This window comes from Streptomyces sp. NPDC096079, assembly GCF_040303145.1.
GTDB lineage: Bacteria > Actinomycetota > Actinomycetes > Streptomycetales > Streptomycetaceae > Streptomyces.
In genome coordinates this window covers 1-20,092 of sequence record NZ_JBEOST010000023.1, presented here as the reverse complement: position 1 = coordinate 20,092, position 20,092 = coordinate 1, and the positions used below count along the sequence as shown (strand labels likewise).

The 20,092-nt window shown below is 72.4% G+C and carries 9 protein-coding genes; all 9 read right to left on the bottom strand.

The genetic code is table 11. The features are described 5' to 3' along the window. Window positions 1-8 precede the first annotated feature (8 nt). Window positions 9-11,402 (bottom strand): hypothetical protein, encoded by an 11,394-nt coding sequence (locus ABTY59_RS31660; RefSeq protein ID WP_352022522.1) that lies wholly within the window; start codon window positions 11,400-11,402, stop codon window positions 9-11. Between the two features lie 106 nt (window positions 11,403-11,508). Then, complete coding sequence (locus ABTY59_RS31655) at window positions 11,509-11,721, bottom strand: hypothetical protein (RefSeq protein ID WP_352022521.1); 213 nt, start codon at window positions 11,719-11,721, stop codon at window positions 11,509-11,511. A gap of 3 nt (window positions 11,722-11,724) precedes the next feature. Continuing rightward, the gene (locus tag ABTY59_RS31650) at window positions 11,725-14,178 is read right to left on the bottom strand and encodes a phage portal protein (RefSeq protein ID WP_352022520.1); all 2,454 of its coding nucleotides are present in this window, start codon (window positions 14,176-14,178) and stop codon (window positions 11,725-11,727) included. Further along, a complete protein-coding gene (locus tag ABTY59_RS31645) occupies window positions 14,178-14,525 on the bottom strand; it encodes a hypothetical protein (protein ID WP_352022519.1) in 348 nt (115 codons plus the stop codon). Before ABTY59_RS31645 ends, ABTY59_RS31650 begins: the two co-directional genes overlap by 1 nt. A gap of 41 nt (window positions 14,526-14,566) precedes the next feature. Beyond that, window positions 14,567-14,971 (bottom strand): hypothetical protein, encoded by a 405-nt coding sequence (locus ABTY59_RS31640; RefSeq protein ID WP_352022518.1) that lies wholly within the window; start codon window positions 14,969-14,971, stop codon window positions 14,567-14,569. A 360-nt stretch (window positions 14,972-15,331) separates the two neighbouring features. Then, window positions 15,332-17,170 (bottom strand): ATP-binding cassette domain-containing protein, encoded by a 1,839-nt coding sequence (locus tag ABTY59_RS31635; RefSeq protein ID WP_352022517.1) that lies wholly within the window; start codon window positions 17,168-17,170, stop codon window positions 15,332-15,334. Window positions 17,171-17,401: 231 nt separating this feature from the next. Then, complete coding sequence (locus ABTY59_RS31630; protein ID WP_352022516.1) at window positions 17,402-17,818, bottom strand: lasso peptide biosynthesis B2 protein; 417 nt, start codon at window positions 17,816-17,818, stop codon at window positions 17,402-17,404. After that, on the bottom strand, window positions 17,815-18,129 hold the full coding sequence (locus ABTY59_RS31625; RefSeq protein WP_352022515.1) for a hypothetical protein: 315 nt from the start codon (window positions 18,127-18,129) through the stop codon (window positions 17,815-17,817). Before ABTY59_RS31625 ends, ABTY59_RS31630 begins: the two co-directional genes overlap by 4 nt. Beyond that, entirely contained in the window at window positions 18,123-19,862 is a 1,740-nt protein-coding gene (locus ABTY59_RS31620) for an asparagine synthase-related protein (RefSeq protein ID WP_352022514.1), read from the bottom strand. The genes ABTY59_RS31625 and ABTY59_RS31620 overlap by 7 nt, the downstream gene beginning before the upstream one ends. Between the last annotated feature and the right edge of the window lie 230 nt (window positions 19,863-20,092).

Here is a 20,092-nt window from a genome sequence, read left to right as displayed (position 1 = left end):
CTGCCTCCTTATCGCGTGGCCATCAGCCCCAGGAGGAACGCGCGCAGGTCGTCGTCCTGGTACCAATCGCCGCTGAACATCGCCTGAATGGACTGGGCGAGAGTGTCACCGGTCTCCGGTTGCGTCTGCTGGCGCCGCAGGAGCCGGTCCAGGGCGCTCGGCCTCATCCGTCGGGCGCCGGGCCGGCCGGTGTGCGTCCGGCTGAACCAGTACATGCGCTGGGCGACGTCCAGGTCCTCGAGGTACCGGGCGAGGTGCTGCGCCAGGCCGTACCCGGCGGTGCCCCGGCCCTCGTCGGCGAGATCGGCGACCGTGATGCGCTGTCCTTCCTGCTCGTAGCGGCCCCGGCTGCCGTCTACGGCTGTCACGCCGCGGACCTGGGGGATGTTGAACCACGCGCGCGGCAGGAACCTCTCCACGCCCCGCAGGGCCCGCTCCGCTTCCGGGTCGGTGTCCGGCCCGAACACGAGCGCCCTGATGCCCTGGGGGCCCATCTCGCGGATGTCGCCCAGGGAGGCGGCCACAGCGTCCGGAACTGCCGCGGCGTAGCGGGCGCGGAGGTCTGCGTACTCCCTGCGGGCAGCCGAGAGCTCGATACGGGCCGCGTGGAGCTCGATCTCGAGGTCCGGGTCGTCCGGGATGGTGCCGCTGCTCCGGGCTGCCTGCAGGTTGACCAGGCGCCGCTCGCTGCTGGCGATGTAGTCGTCGGCGTGCTGCAGCGTGTCGTGCGGGTTGTCGCCGAAGTCGTCGCCGAGGACGGCGGCCAGGCGACGGGTCACGTCCTGGTCGACGTCGGTGCCGGCCGCCCGCAGCGCCGCCATGTGCCGGAGCCCGGTGAGGCCGGGGCCGCCGTCGGCCGCCCGGTCCCGAGTCCACTGGATCCGGTCCGAGCGCTCCGGCAGCCGGCCCGCGGCGAGCTGCCTCCACGTGCTGGGCCGCCAGAACGTGACGCGCCGCTGCGACTGCCCGAACCGGCCCGTCTCCGGCATGAGGCCCGCCCAGTGGGAGACCCGGGCGGCCAGCGTGTCGCCGTCCGCATCAGGCAGGTTCACCGCGCGGTGCAGGCGCGCCAGGCGGCGGGACTCCGGCCACTGCCGGACGCGCTGGACCATGCGCCCGAGGAACGCCCGCATCCGGGCCATGCGCTCCCGTGCGTCGCGGTACTTCTCGGCGATCTTCCGGGCGGCGGCCTTGACCAGCTCCACGAGACGCTTGGACAGCCGGATCAAGAGCGCCACGATCTTCGCGAGCAGGCCCGGCTCCCGGCCGGCGGCCGGGGACGCCGCAGCAACCCGGGACGCGATCCGGCGGGCGGTACGCCGCCGGGATCCGCCCATCTGCTGGGCAAGGATCCGGGCGATCCGCTCGGCGTCACCCGCGTCGAGTCCGGCTCCCTGGAGCTGCTCCATGAGCGCGTTCACCGCCTCGTCGACGTGCCCGTCGACCGCCCGGTTGATCTCCGCGTCGCCGCCGGCGTTCGCCCGCTGGCGGTTGGCGATCTGGTCCGGGATGAGGCGCAGAAGGTCCCGGGCGCGCGCGGCCAGGTCCTCGTCACTCTCGCCGGGGAGCGGCTCAAGATCGTTGATGGTGCGCAGGGCGGCCTTCACCGTCTGCGTGTGCGCCCGCTGGCGGGCATCCCGGAGGCGGCGCAGGGCGGCCGCCCGGTCGTCCCCCGTGAGTCCCGTTGCGTCGAGGGCGTCGATCCCGTCTCGGCGGACGCTCTGGCGGGCGTCGGCCAGGGCCTCGCGGGTGAGGCGCTGGGCGATCTGCTCGCGCAGGGCGTGGATGTCCCCGGCAGGGTCGGTTCCGGCGATGGCCTCGCCGATGATGCGGGCGGCCATGCTGCGGGCGTGGTCGCTGGCGAGGCGGTCGGTGTCCGCCTGCGGCGCCTGGTTGGGGTCGCGGGGCGTGCCGGTCGTCGGGAGGGCCGGGGTGGGCCGGTTGCGGTCGTAGACGTTCACTGCGCGGCCACTGTGCAGGCCGAAGTCGTGAACGTTGCCGTCCTCGTCAATACCGGTGAGCTGCATCCACCAGCCATTGCGCTGCGGCTCGCTGATGATGGTCAGCTTGCGGTGCCCGTTGAGCTGGTAGCCGGTCCTGCTGACAGGCGCGTCGATGACGTCACCGGCGCGCAGGCTTCCCGGGCGGACTTGGGCGATAGGCAGATCAGGGGTGGTCGGGGTGTCCGGCGTGGCGGGGGCTGCGGGAGTGTTAGGGGCCTCCGGGGTGGTGTCGTCGGGCTCGGGCGGGGTGACGGGGTCCGGCTGAGCTTCGGGAAGCAGCCAGACCGGCATGGCTCCGTGCTCGATGCGGTGGTCCCGGACGCCGTCCTCGTTCTCCAGCTGCAGGCTGCGGATCCCGCCCGGCGCGTCGATCGCGTCGATGACGCGGTAGACCCGCAGGGGGTCGGTGCTGCTGTTCGACCGCAGCGCCACCAGGTCGCCCGCTCCCAGCCGGGCGACGTTCGACGGGCGCGGCCGGTCGAATCCGGCGGGCGGCGTACGGCCGGCCGCGTGGTCCAGGTGGTCGGCCGCACGCAGCGCGGCCCGCCCTTCCGGCATGGAGGGGTCCGCGGTGGCCCGCAGTTGCGCGGCGAGGGCCGCGGCCTGCTGCGGGGTGACGGGCAGGTCGCTGCTGATCCGTACGGCGGCCTGGTGGGCGTCGGGGTCGTCGTCCGGGCCGTCGGCGTGGTCGCCGATGACGTCCCGGTCGCTCGAGTCGAGCTCCGGGTCGACAGTCGGACCGGTCACCGGCTCCACGGTGCGCGGCTGCGGGTGGATGGTCAGGTCGTCGTCGGCTTCCGGGGCGTCGTCCGGGCCGAGGTCCGGGGCGCCGCCGTCGGGGCCCTGAGCGCGCGGGAGCACGGCGCGGGCGTCGACATCGATCTCGCCGATCTCGCCGGTGGTGGTGTCGGCGTACTGGAGGGTCACGCGGTCTCCGTCCCGCTCCGGGGTTCCGGTGATCGCCACGGTGGTCAGGTTCCCGTCGAGGTCCAGGAGGACGACGTCGCCGTCCTGGAGGTCGCCGGCGGCGGGCTCGTCGATACCGGTCACGGGGCCCGTGTCCGGGGCTTCGTCACGGACCTCGCCAGTGACGCGGAGGTCCCCCGCGCTGCGGGTGATCGCCCCGTCTTCCGTGGTGATGGTGACGTCGTCGCCGTCGACGTCGTCCACCGGGCCGAGGAGCGCTCCGTCAGAGTCGCTGACGACGCTCGACGGGGTCACGCGCTGGCCCTCCGGGGTCCAGCCGTCGGGGCGCTGCCCATCGGTGACCGTGAGGGTGGTCGGGGAGAGCGCCGCGTCATCGTTCCCGTCACTCCAGCGCACCGCGACAGTGGTGTCGGTGGCACCGGTGACGGTGCCCTCCCGGTCTCCGGTGTCGCTCACGGTGCTGCCCGGGAACAGGCCGCGGCCGTCGCGGTCCGCGGGGACCTGGTTGGGAAGGTCGCCGGACCGGAGCGAGGACTGGGCGCCGCTGGCCGGAGACCCGGGCACGACGTTGTCCGGCGCCTCGGCGCGGGCCGCGGTGGAGTTGGCCGACGTGAAGACGTTGCCCGACTCGCCGGTGCCGTCCGGGTGCTCCGTGACCCACGTGCGCCACATCTGCTCGGTGCGGCCGCGGCGGGTGACGTCGACGAGCACAGGTCCGGTGTTGCCGACGTACCCGGCGCGCTGGACTCGCCGGCCCTGCCGGGTGGTGCCGTTCATCCGGACCATGTCGCCGGGGACGAGGTCCTCGACACGGGCCCAGTGTGCGGGCTGCCCGCCGATCGGGTCCGGATCCGCCTCGGGGTCAGGCGTCGCCGACGGGGCCGGGGCAGGCTCCGGCGCGGCCTCGGGGACGTCCGGCGTCGGAACGACGTCGGGGGTCGCTGTGTCGTCATCTCCCTGGGGGTCGTTGGAGCGGGGGCGCTCGAGGTCGCTGTCCGGCCCGAAACCGTCCAGCAAGTGGTGGGCCACGTGGACACGGTGGTCGAGGTCGTCCAGCGCGTTCCGCTGCGGGCCGCCCTTCCGGGTATGAGGCAGGGTGCTCCGCAGCCACGCGAAGTCGTCCCGCGCCTGGACGAGGTCCTGACGCAGGTCGCCGCTGGGCGACTCCTTGGCCCGGAAGGCGTCGATCATCGCCCTGAGCCGGTCGTGTCGGGCGCGGGCCTCCGGACTGTTCTGCAGCCGCGGCGGCAGGTCCGGCAGTTCGTGCGTCAGGCCGGCCAGGCCCGACTTCACGGAGTCCCACATGTGCTCGTTCGGGTTCGCCGGATCGGCGGGCCCGTCCTGCAGGGCCCGAACAACCAGGTTGGCGACGGCCGTGTCCCGGCTGCGAGATCGGCTGCTCCGACCGGCAGCGAAGCCGAAGAACGGTGTCGCGTCCCAGAGCGGTTCACGGTCCGAGTCGGAGCGGTAGATGTTGCTGATGTGGCCGATCTGCCGGCCGTCGAGCCACACGGTGTCGGCGTTGCGGCCGGGGCGCACTTCGGCGCGGTCCGCGAACTCCTGCATGCGGTCGCGGCCGCCATAGCGGAAAGCGGCCTCCTCTTCGCTCTCGTCGTGCCGCGAGTTGCCGGCCGGGGCCGGAATGTCCGCGGCCGAGGCGGCAGGGGCCGGGGTCTCCTCAGTGGCGCGCTTCTGCTCCTCCTCGTATTGGTGCCGCTCGGCACGGGCGCCGTCGCGTCGTGCCTGCTTGAAGTCGGCGAAGGTCTGGCGGCCGCCGTTGGCGTCGAACCACTCCTGCAGTTCCTCGCTGGCGTACTGCCGCCACCGGTTGCGGGCCGTCATATTTCCGCCAGAGAACAGGTCTCGCTCGGTGAAGCCGCTGCCTCCGTACTTGTACTCGCGGCGCAGGAAGTAGCCGTTCGTCGCGTCGATGGCCAGCCGGTACCGGGCCTCGTCCCATTCGGCGAACTCGGCGTACAGGGCACGGTCCGTCTCGCGCTGCCGGTATCCGGCGTAGGTGAGCCGCCCGTTGCCGGGGATCTCCTTGTCCTCGTCGCCCTCGATCCAGAGCCGCAGTTCGGGCGAGGCCAACTCCAGGGCCTGCGCCTTGGTGTACTTCCGGCCGGAGAACACGGCGCGCGGGTCGACGCCCTGCTCCTCTGCCTCGGGGCTGAGCATGCGGCCGCCGGTGGCGTCCATGGCTGCCTGGTACCGCTCCTCGTCGAGCGCGTCGAACTCACGCCGCATACGCCCCGGGGTGGCCACGGTGGGCTGCGTGACGTCGGTGTCGCCGAACTTGAACGCCTCGTCCATGGCGAGGCCGCGGGCCTCTTCCTCTTCGGCATTGGCCGGCGGGGTGTTCGGGACGGCTGCACGCACGCGCGCGTCGACGTCGTCGCGGCGGTCCATCTCGTCCATGAGCCGCTGCATGTCTTCCGGGCCCAGGCCGTTGAGGACGACTGCCTCGAGCTCGTCATTGCTCAGGGCGGTGAGGTCCTCGGGCAGGGAGAAGGCTCCAGCGCGTTCCTGCTCGTAGTCGTCGCGCACTGCGCGGAGAGCCTCGGGCAGGCTGCGGCCTTCGCTGTCCCGCCAGGCGGCGACCATTCCCGAGTCCCACACCTGGTGCCACTCGAACGGGTCGCCATTGGGGTCGGTGAGGTCCTCGAACCGTCCGGCGAGCTCCAGTGCTTCGTCGGGGTTGTCGGATGTCAGGGTGATGCCGGGCAGGCCGCTGCCGTTGCGGGCCTGTGTGAACCGCCACAGCGTCGTGCCATCGCCCTGCGTCTCCGGGTACGTCGCCAGGCCGCCGTCGGGCGACAAGGCGAGACCTTCCCGGTCCGCGAGGTCGGCCAGGCGGGCGCGTCGCTCGGGGGTGTCCTCGGCCGGGGAGAGCCCCTCGCCGTTCCTCCAGGCGCTACGCAGGGAGTCCGTGTCGGGGTGACGTCGGCCGCTGCCTCGGTCACCTGCATCGGCACCGCCGTCTCCGGCACCGCCGGTCGGGCTGGGGCCGTCGAAGTCCGGCAGGTTCAGGTGCGGCAGGCCGGGCCCGCCGGGACCGCCACCGCCGGGGCCGCCGTTGCCACCACCGTCACGGCGGCGACGGCGCCGCCTGCGCCGCTTCTCGTCGTCGTCTTCCGGATCGTCGCCCTGCTCCCCCTCCGGGTCGTCCTCGACGTCCTCGTCCTTGTCAGGTCCCTCGGGCGTGCCAGCCCCGCCACCGTCCGGCTCCCCGTCCGGACCAGCGCTGTCGGCGTCACCGTCGCGGCGCTGACGGCGGCTTTCGTCGTCCTCCTGGCCGTCCTCCTTCTCCTCGTCGCGCTGGGCGTCGCTCTGCTGCTCGTCGCCGTCCACCGGAGTGTCGGTCTTCTCGCTGCCGTCGTCCGACTGGTCGTTGTCGCGGCGGTCGTCCTCCTCGCCGCGCGCGATGCGGGCAGCCTGGCGGAATCGGTCGGCCGCGAGCTCGCCCTGCGGTCCGGCAAGCTCGTACTGCTCGGCGAGCTCGTCCATACGGTCGGCGACGTCGCGAAGCTCCGCGTCCTGGTCGTCGCTGGTGTCGGCGCGGCCGAGACGGTCGTCGAGCTCCTGCATCTCAGGCAGGGATTCGCCGCCGACGACGTTCATGCCTTCGTCGAAAACACTCCGGGCCCGGCCGGCTCGGTCGTCGTGCGAGCGGCTGGCGTCGCTGCTTGACCCGCGGTCCCGCTCGGCCGCGTTCTTCCGCCGGATATCGACGTTGCCGACCAAGGCGACGGCAGCCTCGGTACGGCTGCCATAGAGCTCGGGGGCCGTGTCGCCGTCGGTGTTGGTCCACGACCATTCGCGACCGAGGCGCCGCGCGGTGCCGGCCTCGTTGCCGTCGACGGAGATCGGATAGGACCCATCCCCGTTCCGTTGGCCGATCTCGGTGCGCGCCAGGGCAGCGGCGCGCTCCTGCTTCGCCTTCTCCTTCCTCTCCTGGTCGCGGCGCGCGGCCGCCCGGAGACGCTGCTCCTCCCACAGGTCACCCCGGCGGTTTCCGACCGGCATGATCGCGAGCATGCGGTTGCCTTCAACACGCGGGCCCTCGCCTGCAGAGCTGACGTGCTGGTCCTGCCACGCCTGCAGAGCCTCGAGCTCGGCCTCGATCTCCTCGTTGCTCATCGAGCGGGGCGACGCGGCACCGATCGGCGCCGGCGGTGCCTTCGGGGCCTCGGGAGCCTCCTGAGACTGCTGCGGGCGGCGCCAGGCGTCCCACTCCTCCTCGGTGAATCGCTCGACGAGCCCACGGGGCGGCATGATGACGGTGTCCTGGGAGATCTTCGGCTCCCACTGCTGGCGGTCGTCGTTCCACTCGCGGCCCTGGTAGGTCACCAACGTGCTGCCGTGGTCGCCGGACGAGGTGGACGAGCTGCGGAAGCTACCGAAGTACGGCGCTAGGCCGCCGGAGCGGTAGCTGGGGCTGACTGCGTCGAAGCGGACCAGGTCGCCGTCCTGGAGGTCCCACGGGCGGAACAGGGTGCCGCCGTTGGGGCCGTCTCCCTGAGGCTGCGGGGTGCGCTCGGGCAGCGCCGACATGATCCTGTCGAGGTCCTGGCCGAGGTCGTACAGGCTGGCCTGCGCGGTCCGCGCCTGCTCGGAGTCGGGCAGGAGCTGGCTGGTGAGCCGCTCGGCGATGTAGTCGAGGTTCTCGCGGACGCGGCGCAGGTCCTCGCGGGCGTCACCAGTCGGCGGGTTCTCGGCGACGATGCCGTTGAGGGACTCCAGAATCCTGGCGTAGTCGCCGCGGATGCGGCGGACGGTGTCCTTGTCCTGTCGGTTGAGGCCCGTGAGCTTCGGCAGCGGGGGGAGGTCGGGGAGCCGGTCGCGGATCGCGCGGGCAGTCTCGTTCTCGTTGCGCGGAAGGGCCGGCGTTTCCGGGGCCGCCTCCGGCGCCTCCGGGGCCGCCTCGGGAGTGTCCGGGGTGCCGTTGTCGAAGAGGTCCGGCGTGCCGAACTCATCGGCCGGACGCGGCGCGTTCTGGTCTCCGGCCGGGGTCGGCCGCTCGTCCCGGCCGAAGTCGTTCGGGGTCATCTGCTGCCACGGCATGCCGTCGCCCGCGGCGCTGCGCTCGCGCTCCGGGACGGTGCCCGGCTTCGTGGCGCCGAAGGTGGCGTCGGTGTGGGGAACCTCGAGCTCGACGTCCTCGTCGCCGCGGCGGCCGGCGAGGATGATCTGGCCGTTCTCGCCGCGGCTGATCTGGGAGACCTCGAAGGGCTCGGACCAGCCGGTGATGACACGGCGGTTATCGGTGCGACCCAGCTCGGGCAGGCGGATCGTGTCACCGGCCTGGACGTCGTCCCAGGCGGTGTACTTCCAGCCCTCGCCAGAGCGGTCGTTGCGCAAGTCGGTGTGCTTGTTGAGTGCCGTGATGGCGGCGGCGCGGCTCGTGTAGGTGGTGACGGTGCCGCGGCTTCCCGGGACGCGGCCGTCGCGGTCTGCGAAGGTCCACTTTCCCTTCTTCTCCTGGTAGACGGCGCCGATGAGCGCACCATCGCGGCCCTGGACCTGCTCGCCCTTCTTCGCGGCGAGACGGGCCGGGTCGCGGACGAACGCGGACCGGTCGCGCCGGTCCGACTCGGCACGGCGCCGGGCGTAGGCCCGCTGGCCGCGGGTCTCGTCGAGCTGGCGGATACGAGCGGCAACCTGGCGACGGACAGCCTTGGAGGTGGGGTCGGAGCCGTCCGGCAGGGTGGCGGCGCGCAGATGGTCGAGCTCGGCGGCGATCTGCTCGTCACGCAGGTAGTTCGGGTCATCGGTTCCCGGGCGCGGGGTGCCGTCGTCGGCCGGGGTGTCGAGCATGGTGCGGATCTCGCCGCCGCGGCGGCGGGCGAGGATCCGGTCGTACGGCACGGAACCACGCGACTGCAGCCGGATGTTCTTCGGCCCGAGCGAGTCGACGGTGTCCCAGGACAGGCCGGTCCATACCTCGTCGCCAGGCTGGAAGTCGGTCAGTGCCCAGGTGCCCACGGGTGCGATGTGGCGGCCCTCGAGCTGGGCGAGCTGCTCGGTGGAGAGCTCCGGGCGCTCGGTGGTCTCCTTCGGGGACTGGTAGGCCATGCTCCGGCCGTCCAGCCACTCCTTGAGGCGGCGCACCCGGTCCTCACGGAGCGACAGGGTCATGTTGCTGGGCAGGTAGAAGAACCGCGGCTTCGACCGGTCTCGGCTCGCCTTGAAGCCGAGGCTGCGCAGCGCGGCGAACTCGCCGTCGGTGACCGTTCCGTTGGGCGTGGGGAAGCGCACGACGGTGCCCGTGCCGCTGTGGTCGATGACGACCTGGTCGTCAACCGCCGCGGTGTCGGCCGGCTCGGCAGCGTTCTCGGGGACGTCGGTGTCCTCCGGCGCCGTGCTGTCCGCTTCCGGTGCGTCGGTGTTCTCCGGGGTCGGAGTGTCGCCCTCGGGGACGTCATCCGGGCCGTCCGACGTGGGGGTGGCGTCCGGGACTGCCGGGGCGGCCTCGTCGGGAGCCAGGACACGCAGCTCGGTGTCGGGGCTGAGGAAGTGCTCCCGGCCGTCCTCGTCCACGACACGGATGCGGCCACGACCGGTGCGGATCGGGGCCTGCGCCACGGTGTGCGTGCGGCCGTCGGTGTCGACGAACCGGTCGCCCTGCTGGAAGTCCTGCGGGGCGCGGGTCTGCACGGGGCGGAGACGGCTGGTGTCGCGGCCCTCGGCGGCCGCGAACAGGTCAGGGGTGCCGAACGCGTCGTCGGCGACGTCGTGGGGGTTGTTCGGGTCGGGAACGTGGCGCTGCTGCTGGTCGGGCTCCGCGTCGAAAAGCCCGCCCGGCTCCTCGGTGGGAGTCTTCGCCTTCGGCTTCGGCTCTTCCTTCGGCTTTCGACCGGCGCGTCGTGCCTCCTCGGCCTCGAGGACAGTCATGCGGGTGCGGTCGACGCCGGACAGCCCGCCGTCGGCCATCTCCTTCTCCATCAGGGAGACGATCTCGTCGCGGATTTCGCTGTTGCCCATGGCGGACGGGGCCTTGGCGGCACGGGCGGCGGCCGCAGGCTCGTTGACCTCGTCGGGGGTGAGGTTGACGGTGTCGCCGTTCTTCGCCGTGGGCTGGGCGGCCGGGGCGGCGGGCGGCGGCTCGGGGGTGTTCTGCTCGGCACGTCGCGCGCGCTGCTCCTGCGCGGCGGTGTCGACGTCCTTGATGTACTTCCTGTACCCGCGGGTCTCGGCAGGTGTCGCGTCCGCGCCGTCGCCAGCGAGGACAGAAGACCGGTCGATGAGCAGTTCGTGCACCTCGACAGGAGCGGTGATCTTGAGGACGCCAGTGCGGCCGCGCTTCGCGTCGTCGTACGCCTTGCGGATGTCGGGCTCATGCTCGGGCGCTTCACCGTCCGGGAAGGCGTACTCCGCGACCGCCGCAGGCATGCTGACGGTGATCAGGTTTTCGGGGGCCCAGTCGTATTCGAGGGGCTGCGCCTCGGGCTCCGGGGTGCTGTCCGCCTTGGGGGCGCGGGCGGCCGGGGGCGTGCCGTTGCTGAACTCCGTACGGGCCCGCTTGATGGCGGCCGCGATGTTCTCGCCCTGGCTTGAGCGCCACGTCTTGGCGACGGTGTCGAGGTCAGGGTCGGAGAAGTCGAAGCCGGAGTTGAACGCTGTCTGTGAGCCGTCCGTGGGCGCGGTGCGCTCGAGGTGGCGTGCGAACCGGGCGGCGTGCTGCGGGGTGTCGAAGGTGCCGGCCGTGTTCATGCGCTGGCCAGTGCCTGCGGCGGTCAGGTACCAGCCACCGCGCTGGAGGTCCATCAGGATGACGAGGCGGCCGTCGTCGGTGGTCTGCAGGTCGTCGCGACCTGCGGCGAAGCGCAGGAACTCCGCCATGTCCGTGCTCTGGCCCGGGGCGTCGGCGAGGTCGAGGAAATGCTGGCGGACGGCTGCGATGTCGTCGAAGCGGCCGTCTCCGTTGTGGCGCTTGTTCGGCAGCGCGGCAACGTTGACGGGCAGTCGGCCGTCGGCAGGCTCGTCCTCATCGTCGTCGTCTGGAGGACCGTCGGGGCCGTCGACGCCGATCGGGCGCCCCTGGTCGTCGACGTCGTGGGGGTCGTTGGGGGTGGTCGGGTCGCCGTCGTCATCGAGTGCCGCACCGTTGCCACGGCTCGGGTTCTTGAGACGGCGCGCGTCCTCTTCCTGGACCTTCTGCTCGTTGTCGGTGGGCGCGGTGCCGTCGGGGCGGGCCACCATGCTGACCCACTTGGCGCTGGTGGTGTGGCGACGGCCGCGGAACTCGTTCGGGCCGCTCTGGTCCTGGACGAGGATGCGGTCGTTGGGGAGCGCGCGGACGACGCGGGCGAGCTTGCCTCCCCACAAGCGAACCGTTCCGCCCGTCTCGATGAAGCGGCCCTTGCTGTCGCGCGGGTGCAGGGCAGGGTTCCATTTGCGGCGGGCGGCCTTGGTCTCGAGGCCACTCTGGGCCTGCAACTCAGCTCGGGCAGCGTCGGGACGATTCAGCATGCGCGGACGATGCACACCCGGGGCGGCTATCGTCGCGTGCTGAGCTGCGCCCCTACTGTTCAAGATCATTCTTGCCCAATTGGGCAAGAGGCCTGCCGCCCATGTCTCACATGGTCTCGGTCAGGATGTGAATGGCGAACCAGGCGCTGAACCCGAACCAGCCAACCGCGAAGATCGCTCGCCCGGCCTTGCTGGTGCGGGTGCGGAACAGGCGCCGGACGTTCTCGGAAAGGGTGTCCTCGTCGCGCCGGTTCGCCAGGGCAACAGCCTCGGCAACCGCGAAGGCCAGGGTCCAGGCGATCCAGATGGCAGGCCACATGGGTTACTCCTCGGGGTCGGTGTCGTAGTGGAGACGGCAGCGGCAGTTCACCGTCAGGCCGATGGGGGCGAAGGGGTCGCCGGGGTAGCGGAGCTGAGCGCCAGAGATCTCGTACGGCGTTCCTGCCGGCAGCGTCTTGCCCTGCAGTGCCTTGTGCGCGGGCCGTACGCGGTCGTCCTGGCGCGTGACCCATGTCCGGACGACCCCGGGGCCGGCGCTCTCAGCCGCGGCGTCAGCGGCACCGTTGACGGTCGACACGGCGCACGCTTCGGCGACGTTGGCGATCAGCGCCGGTGAGGAGGTCGCGTAGAACTGGCTGACTGCCTGCTCCAGGTCCTCCAGCTCAAGGTCCGTTCTGGTCTGCAGGGTGCGCAGTTCCTCAGCCAGGTCGCCGAGGAGGGCGGCCACGGCCTCGCCGGCGTACATGGCGGAGACGAGGGCAGCAGCAACGGCTGCCGGGGGCGCCGAGTCGTTGCCGGTGAGGGCGCGGCTGACATTGCGGGCGGTGGTGGTCGCTGCCTGCTGCAGGATCGGCGCGAGGGTGTTGGTGGTCTCCTCCGCCCAGCGGGCAGCGCCGACGAGGCGGTCCTCGTCGAGATTCGCCTCGCCGCCGCGTGTGTCCTGCTCGTTCTCCGGGGTCCAGAAGCGGGTGTGCTTCCTGGATTTCGGCGCCCGCAGCCGGGCGGCGATGACACCGGCCTGCCGCGCCAGAAGAGCCGTCAGGGCTGCTTGAACGGCCATGGACAGGGCGTCGAAGTCGTCGTCGGTGACCTCGAATCCGGTCGGTCGCAGGGACTTCGTCTCAGGCCGGGCGAGGGCGGCCTCGACGTCGTCGGCCGCGGGCCCCCGGCCGGGCTCCACGGTCGCGGTGCGGGCCCGTGCGACGTCGTCGGCGGCATCACCCGGGGCCGGAGGCGCGGACGCCTCCGTGCGGGCGCGTGCGACGTCGGCGGCTGCCGGTGCGCCCGGGGCCGCGGGGAGCTCGAGCGGTGCCTGCCCGCGGGCGAGGGCGACATCGTCCGCGGCGGTCGGGCCCGGGTCGAGGGAGCGAGCTTCGGCCACTGCCGCCGCTGCGGAGCCCTCGCCTGCGGGCAGGGCCGGGTCCGGGCCGGGTCCGAGCTCGCCGCCGGCTCCCGGCTCGGGGGCGAGGCCGAGCGCGGCCGCGTCCTGGTCGTTGGCGGGCACCGGCGCCTTCTGCGGGGAGATCCACAGGGCCCGGGACTGGGGGGTGTTGAAGAGGGGCCGCCCGGCGATCTTTCGGTACTCGTCGATCGTCATCAGCCCGGCCTCGAACTCCTTGCGGGCTTCCTCCCGGGCCTGGCGGCGGGGGAACTCCAGGGCCTCGATGCCGCTGGTGTCGAAGCGGATGACCCAGTCGTCGGATAGGTCCGGGTCGAACGCGGAGGCGATCAGGTTGAGGTGGGGCAGCTCGGTGTGGCGCCAGAAGTTGTACTCCTCGCGGTCGGCGTTCGCGTACGTCCGCTCGGACGCGTTGCCGATGACCGACTCGGGCACACCGAAGGCGCTGAGGATCTCGTTCTTCGAGGTGGTGGAGAGCGTCTCGTACGCCATCTCGCGCGGGCGGGCAGAGGTGTCGACGTAGGAGACGCCACCCGGCCCGGTTCCGACGAGAGTGAGCTGCCCGGCGTTGTGCGCGCCGGGGGCGAGACGGCGCTGGATCCGGTCGACCTCGCCGGAGTCGACGCCGTCCAGGTCGATGCCGACGATCCCGCCGGGGCGGCCGTCGTTGTCGATGAAGCTGATGTTGTAGGTGCGGGCCTTCACGTCCAGGTCGACGGACAGGCCGGCTGCCTCGAGCGGAGTCACGCCACAGAAGGGGTCCGTTGGGTGCGGGTCCCGGATCCAGATGACCTTTTCCGGCGGAAGCTCGTGAACGCGGCCGCGGTAGTCAGTGAACTGGAAGTGCTTCACGTACGAGGCGTTCTCGTCGTCGGGGATGACCTCGACTCGGTCCGGCGGGAGCAGGTCGAGCCGGACCAGGACGCCGGCGCGGCTCTTGGTCTTCTCGATGAACGCGCCCTTCTTGCTGAGCAGCAACTGGGCGCTGAGGCGCTTCTTGAAGACGTCGCCGGTCTCCTGGGGGTTGGCCCGCTTGTTCAGCAGCCGCAGGAGCGGGTGGTCCTCGAGGACCTCGTCGAACTCGCGCTCGTCGCCGCCGCGACCGATCTGCACGGGGAGGGTGGAGGCGTGCTTGCTGATCGCCTCGACGCTCTTGAAGGTCCAGATGGAGCGCTCATAGCCTTCCGAGATCACGCGCTCGAGGTCCCAGCCGGCCGCCCGGCCTGGGGTGCCCCACACGTTGGTGACCCCGGCGTACGACATCGACGTGTAGACGCCCCCGGCGATGAGGTCCTTCGTCTCGACGGGGGAGGACGCCATCTCGACGTCCCTGGGCGCGAAGAGCCCCCGGAGAGTGGGGAGGAACTGGCGCGGCATCAGGCCCCCTCAACGGCTTGGCTGGTGGCGAGCCACCAGCCTGCGGCGGTCACGGCCAGGGAGACACCGATCCATCCCACGGGCGCGCACAGGGCGAAGGCGCAGCCGGTGAGGCCGCCGTATCCGGTGAGGCCGGCCGCCCAGCGCACCACGTGGGCCTGGCGGGACGCGTCGGGCTGAGGGGGGAGCAGGACGGCGGCGGCGAGGACCCCGCCCATGGCGGCGGACAGGCCGGCAGCCCAGTGGAGTGAGCCCAGCGCCACGAGGACACCGAGCACGCCAAGGGGGGTGAGGCACAGCCCGGCCGCTTCGCGGGCCAGGGCCCTGGAGGTTCGCTGAGTAGTCACGCCGCGCACCATGGACAGCGGGCGGCGCTACTGTCGCGCGGTCAGCTCTTGGGGCGGGAGACTCCGGACATGTAGGCGCCGATGCCGCGGCGGTTGATCGTGGCGCCCGGGATGATGCGGGCGTTCGGGGGAGGGGTGACGACCTTCCGCTTCGCGCGCTGGGACTGGTCGCCGCCGATCAGGTGGGTGTTGTCGACCTTGGCAGCGCAGTCGTTGCCGCGGACCTCGTCGTACGGGCGGCGGCAGCCCCTGCAGTACACCTCGAGGGCTTCGACGCGCTGCCCCTCGGCGGCCTTGAAGCTGCCTCGGAAGTCGGCGATGCTTGCGATCCGCGGGGTGACCTCCACCTCTGCGGCGACGACCCACACGTGGGAGAGGTCGTTTACCTTCGTCGGCTCGGGCGCCTTCGTCGGCTCTGCCGGGGCGGCCTTGGCGGGCGCCTGCACGGCCGTGGGGGCGGGGAGAGGCTCGCGCGGCCGCGCCTGACCGGGGGAAGCCGGCGGCCCACCAGGGGTGGATTCGTAGAGCGTCCGCGTTGCTGCCCTTCCCATGGGCAGGGGGGCGGGGATGGGCTCGCTGCGCGGCGCAGGGGCAGGCGCTGCCGCTGTCTCGGGCTCGAGCCAGGCGAACAGGCTCTCCTGCAGGTACGCACGGTTCTTGGGCGAGAGGGGAGCTGTCGCGGTCGTCACCGTTCCTCCGGTTCAGTGCGGGGTTGACACAAGCCGCAACCCCTTTCCCTCCCAAACGTCAACGAGCAATTTTTGTGACACCTCAACGGAGAACTACGCCCCCACCAGCCCCGCCGGTCAGTCTCCGTTCTCCTGCAGTTGGAGCAGCTTGTAGAACTCCGAGTCGGTGCCGCGTCCCACGAGCTCCTCGTACGTGCCGCTCTCGATGATGCGGCCTCCTTCGAGGACGACGATGCGGTCGGCGAGGCGTGCGTTGGCGAGACGGTGGGTGATGAAGAGGGTCGCCCGACCGGCGGCGAGGCGCTTGAGACGCGTGAAGATGCGGTGTTCGGCGCGGGCGTCGAGGGCGGCGGTGGGTTCGTCCATGACGAGGACGGGGGCGTCGCGGTGGAAGGCGCGGGCGATGGCGATGCGCTGCCACTGGCCGCCGGAGAGGTCGTGTCCGCCCCACCAGGACCGAGCCAGGGAGGTGTTGAGACCGTCGGGGAGCTGGGCGAGGACGGCGTCGGCGCCGGATGCTTCGGCCGCGGCATGGATGGCGGGGTCACCTTCGGGGCGGGGCTGGCCGAGGTGGACGTTGGAGCGGGCGTCGAGCGGCCAGCGGGTGTAGTCCTGCGGGACGAGCCCGATGTGGGGGTACACGGTGGCCGGATCCGCGGTCGCGAGGTCAATGCCGTCCCAGTGGACGTTTCCGCTGGTGGGCAGGTAGAGGCCGGTGAGGAGCTTGGCCAGGGTCGTCTTGCCGGAGCCGTTCTCGCCGACGAGTGCGATGACCTCGCCGCGCTTGAGGTCGAGGCTGATTCCGGTGAGCGCGGGCCGGTCGGTGCCCGGGTAGGTGAAGGCGGCGTCGTTGACGCTGATCACCTCGGGTCCGGTCTCCGGGATCCGGGCGGTTCCGCGGCGGGCGGTCCAGGGCCCGGCGACGGCGAGGAAGTGGTGCCAGTCGCCGACGGCGAGCGAGGTGCGGAAGAGGCCGGCCCCGGCGCGCACGGTGGTGCCGAGCGCGGCGGAGGCGGTGCGCAGGGCCAGGGCTGCGGCGCCGGCGGCGGCGAGTTCGATGCGGCCGGTGGAGACGAGCAGGATGAGCGCGGCCCACGCGGCGGCGGTGGCGAGTGCGGTGAGGGCGTCGCCGATGCCGCGGACGGTGAGGGCCTTGCGGGTGGCGGTGAGCTGTTCGGCTTCCAGGCGGCTGGAGATGATCCGGTACTGGCTGGTGAGGAAGTCGGCCATGGTGCCGGCTCGGACCTCGTCGGCGGTGGTGTGCTCGGTGGTGTAGGAGCGGAAGACGTTGCGCAGGCGGGAGTCGCCGAGGTTGCGGTGGTGCGCGTCGTGCTCGATCCGCGCGGCGCGTACGGCGCCCCAGGCGCAGGGGGCGGCGGCGAGCAGGAGCAGGCCGAGGACGGCGGGGTGCAGGACGGCGACGACGGCGGCCGCGGCGACGATCTGGGCGGCGGCGGAGGTGAGGAGCTGGGCGTCGATGATGAGGTCGCGGGTTTTGTCGGCTCCGTCGGAGGCGGCTTGGCGGGCGTTTTCGAAGTCGGGGTCCTCGTACGCGGCGAGTTCGGCCGCGGTGGAGGCGGCGATGACGCGGAGGTCGGCTTCCCGGACGACCTGCGGGGCCAGGCGGGCGGCGGCGGCCCGGGTGGTGGCGTCGAAGACGTAGCGGGCGCACAAGGCGAGGCAAAGGAGGGTCAGGGCTCCGGCACGATCCTGGAGCCCGGCGAGTACGCCGGTGCCGGTGAACAGGCCGGCGAGCACGTGGGTGGTCGCGGCGAGCGCGGTGGCGGTGAGCAGGGCGGCGGCGATCTGGCAGGCCGCGAGGGTCAGGACGGCGCGGTGGTCGGTGGCCCAGCCCAGCCGGACGGCTTCGCCGAGGGTTTTCGGCAGGCGGCGGGCAATGGCCCAGGTCGACATTGTCGCGTTGGCGTCCTGGTACCGGTCGGAGGCCATACGCATGACGGGAGGCTGACCGACGGCGGCCGGTGCGATGGTGGCGGTAGAACTCACGGGCCTAGGAACGCGCGTCGTGGCGGGGTGAGGCAACGTGATTGTCGGAGGCATGTGCACATCGGGGCCGGTCAGACAATCAGGCCGTCAACTTCGCGTTACGAAGTTCACCCGATCGGGGAGCCGTGGTCCGGGGAGACGGAGGCATGTCTCGCCGGACCACAGCCGTTTGTGAGCGTCCTAGGGGACGGACAGGACGCGGGTGTAGGGCCGGTCCGCGCCGTCGCCGACGTCGTGGCCGACGGGTCCCTCGGCGGTGTCGACCCAGGCGTGTGCGGCGTCGGGCAGTCGGCGGGCCCCGAGGACCCAGGAGGCGCGGCGGCCGGTGAGAGCGGTTGCGAGGACGGTCGCGAGACTGATCTCCAGGCACGCGATTCGTCCCGGCCACCACGTGGGGGTGATGTGGCGTACGGCCGTGTCGAGCCGGGCGACCTGTCCGCGGGGGGCGTGCGGGAGGCGGTGCAGGGCGCGGACGGCGGCGATGCGGTGCCTCAGCGGCAAGCGGCCGAGCGCGAGGGAGAGCGCAAGCCCCGCAGCGGCGATGGCCCGCTCGGGCAGGGTGGGGGTGTCCAGCGGGGCGGGGACCATCTGGGTCATCGCTTCCACCACCTGCGGCGCGGGGCGCGGGTGGGGTCGACGAGGAGCCCGTCCCGCTTCCACTGGTTCACGAGGTTGTCGATGCCCTGGCGCACGGCGTGCGGGTCGCGGCCGGTGGGGATCGCGAGCTCGTCGGCGAGGCCGTTGGTGGTGCCGTTGGTGGTGCCGTTGGTGGTGCCGTTGGTGACGATCGCCTGCCAGATCCGGGAGACGTCGGGGCTGAGCATCGACCACTTCGCGGCGCGAACGTCGAGGAGCACGATCCCGTGCTCGTCGGTGGCGTAGTGGATGTGGCCGGCCGGCGTCAGCACGATGCCTCCGCAGGGGTGTGGGTGCCGGTGAGCCACCAGGAGGCCGTCAGCATCTGGTGCATGTCCGCGGCTCCGATCGGAGTCCGGCCCTGTCCGAGTTGGTCGAGGGTGCCGGTCACGGCCGCGTGGTCGAACAGACCGGCGGTGATCAGGGGGCTGACGGTGAGGAGGTCGCCCAGCCGGGCGCGGTGCCGCTGGAAGGCAACGACCCGTTGGGCGGTGAAGGAGCCCTTCGAGCGGCGCCCGAGCAGCCAGTCGGGCAGATCGGGCAGGGCCGCCGAGAGCAGCGGCTTGAAGGTGTAGAGGCCGCGGCGCGCCGCCGGGGGCACGGCGAACGCGGCGCGGACCACGGTGTTGTCGAGGTACGGGTAGACGGGGCGGACCCCGAGGGCGTCCGCGTAGGGTTCCCAGGCGCGCGCGGCCGCGCCGGTGAAGCGGAGCGCGGACCACTGGTCGAACTCGTCGGCCCGCTCCGGCTGGGAGGTGTCGGCGGCGGCCTGCCGGAGCAGCGCGGCCACCTGGGTACGCGCGTCGGGGGTCAGCCAGGACGCGGCCGCGCCCAGGCGGCACCAGGACCAGCCCATCGCGTCCTGCGCGGGCCGCGCCGGCTTCTTCTCCAGTTGCTCCACGGCCCTGCCCAGTACGCCGGTCCGGCCGAGCGCGGCGGTCTCCCGCAGGCTCTTCCAGAAGGGGCCCGGCGCCATGTTCCGCAGCCGGGCGAAGGCGACGACCTGGCGGTGCGCGGCGCGGCGCTCGCCGTCCTGGAGGAGACGGACCCATATCGAGGAGGTCGCGTCCAGGACGACGTCGCCGCCGTGCCCGGTCAGGTGAAGCGGCCGGCCTGCCACGGGGGCGAGGTAGGTGCGGTCCATGTCGAACAGGGCGGCACCCATGGCCGGCTCCAGGCCGGTCGGCTGGCCGACGGGGAAGGAGAAGGGCAAGTCCTCGTCGGTACCGTGCGCGATGGTGTGCTCGATGTCGCTGTGCTCGGCAATCCGGGCGGCGAAGGAGGCGTCCTCGGCGCTGGTGTAGCCGTCGGTGTATGTGACCGCGTGCACCCGGCCGACCTGGGAGGCGAGGACGACGGCCGCAGAGGAGTCGAGACCTCCCGACAGGTCCGCGCCCACCGTCGCCCCAGCAGCGCTCACCCGGTACTGAACGGCCTCGGTGAGTGCGGATCCGAACCGTGCGGCACCGGACTGCAGGTCCTCGACCGGCTTGATCGCGGCGACGTCGACGAGCTGCGGCGCCTGCCCGGTACGGAGCAGCAGGCCGCAGCCGCCCGGCACCACACTGATCTGCTCGTACGGGCTGCGGCCGGGCCAGTGGTCGCTTCCGGCGACGATCCTCGCGGCCGCCAGCGTCAGGTCGGCCGTGAGCGGCTTCCCGATACGGCGAAGGCTGGTCGTCCACGTTCCGTCGACGGTGTAGTAGATCGGCCGACGCCCGGCCAGGTCCCCGCAGACGAACCGCTCGCGCTCGTTCCCGGCGATCACCCAGTACGAGCCCGGCCAGCCCGTCAGCTCCTCCCACCGTCCCGCCCGCACGGCTGCGAGCGCGCCGTGCAGCTCCTTCTCGCCCACCGGGCAGTCCCCGATGACCGCGACGGCAGCGGCGCCCTCAGCCGCGCCGCGCACCCGGGCCCCGGCGCCGGTGCGGACGCCGTCGAGGCCGGCGACACCGATACCGCTGCTCTCCGCCGTTGGTCCGGCGGCAAGCCACTGCTCTTCCATCTCTCTGCCTCCTCCTCGGTTCCGGAAACGAGCCCGGGGGCCGCCGCAGTGCGACGACCCCCGGATTCGCGTGACGCCGGGGCGGCTCAGCCCTCGAAGTAGTTGTCCTTGTCGGAGTCGTTGAAGACCTGACGCCCGAGGGTGAGCTCGGCGACGTCGTGGGTGTTGACCTCGGCCGCGAAGTCGACGGCGGGGGTGGTGGTGGTCTGCTCGGCCATGGCCGGCCTCCT

Bases quoted from the DNA above. Each gene is read 5' to 3' on its own strand.
- ABTY59_RS31660 (WP_352022522.1), bottom strand. From the start codon at position 11,402: ATGCTGAATCGTCCCGACGCTGCCCGAGCTGAGTTGCAGGCCCAGAGT.
- ABTY59_RS31655 (WP_352022521.1), bottom strand. From the start codon at position 11,721: ATGTGGCCTGCCATCTGGATCGCCTGGACCCTGGCCTTCGCGGTTGCC.
- ABTY59_RS31650 (WP_352022520.1), bottom strand. From the start codon at position 14,178: ATGCCGCGCCAGTTCCTCCCCACTCTCCGGGGGCTCTTCGCGCCCAGG.
- ABTY59_RS31635 (WP_352022517.1), bottom strand. From the start codon at position 17,170: ATGCGTATGGCCTCCGACCGGTACCAGGACGCCAACGCGACAATGTCG.
- ABTY59_RS31630 (WP_352022516.1), bottom strand. From the start codon at position 17,818: ATGACCCAGATGGTCCCCGCCCCGCTGGACACCCCCACCCTGCCCGAG.
- ABTY59_RS31620 (WP_352022514.1), bottom strand. From the start codon at position 19,862: ATGGAAGAGCAGTGGCTTGCCGCCGGACCAACGGCGGAGAGCAGCGGT.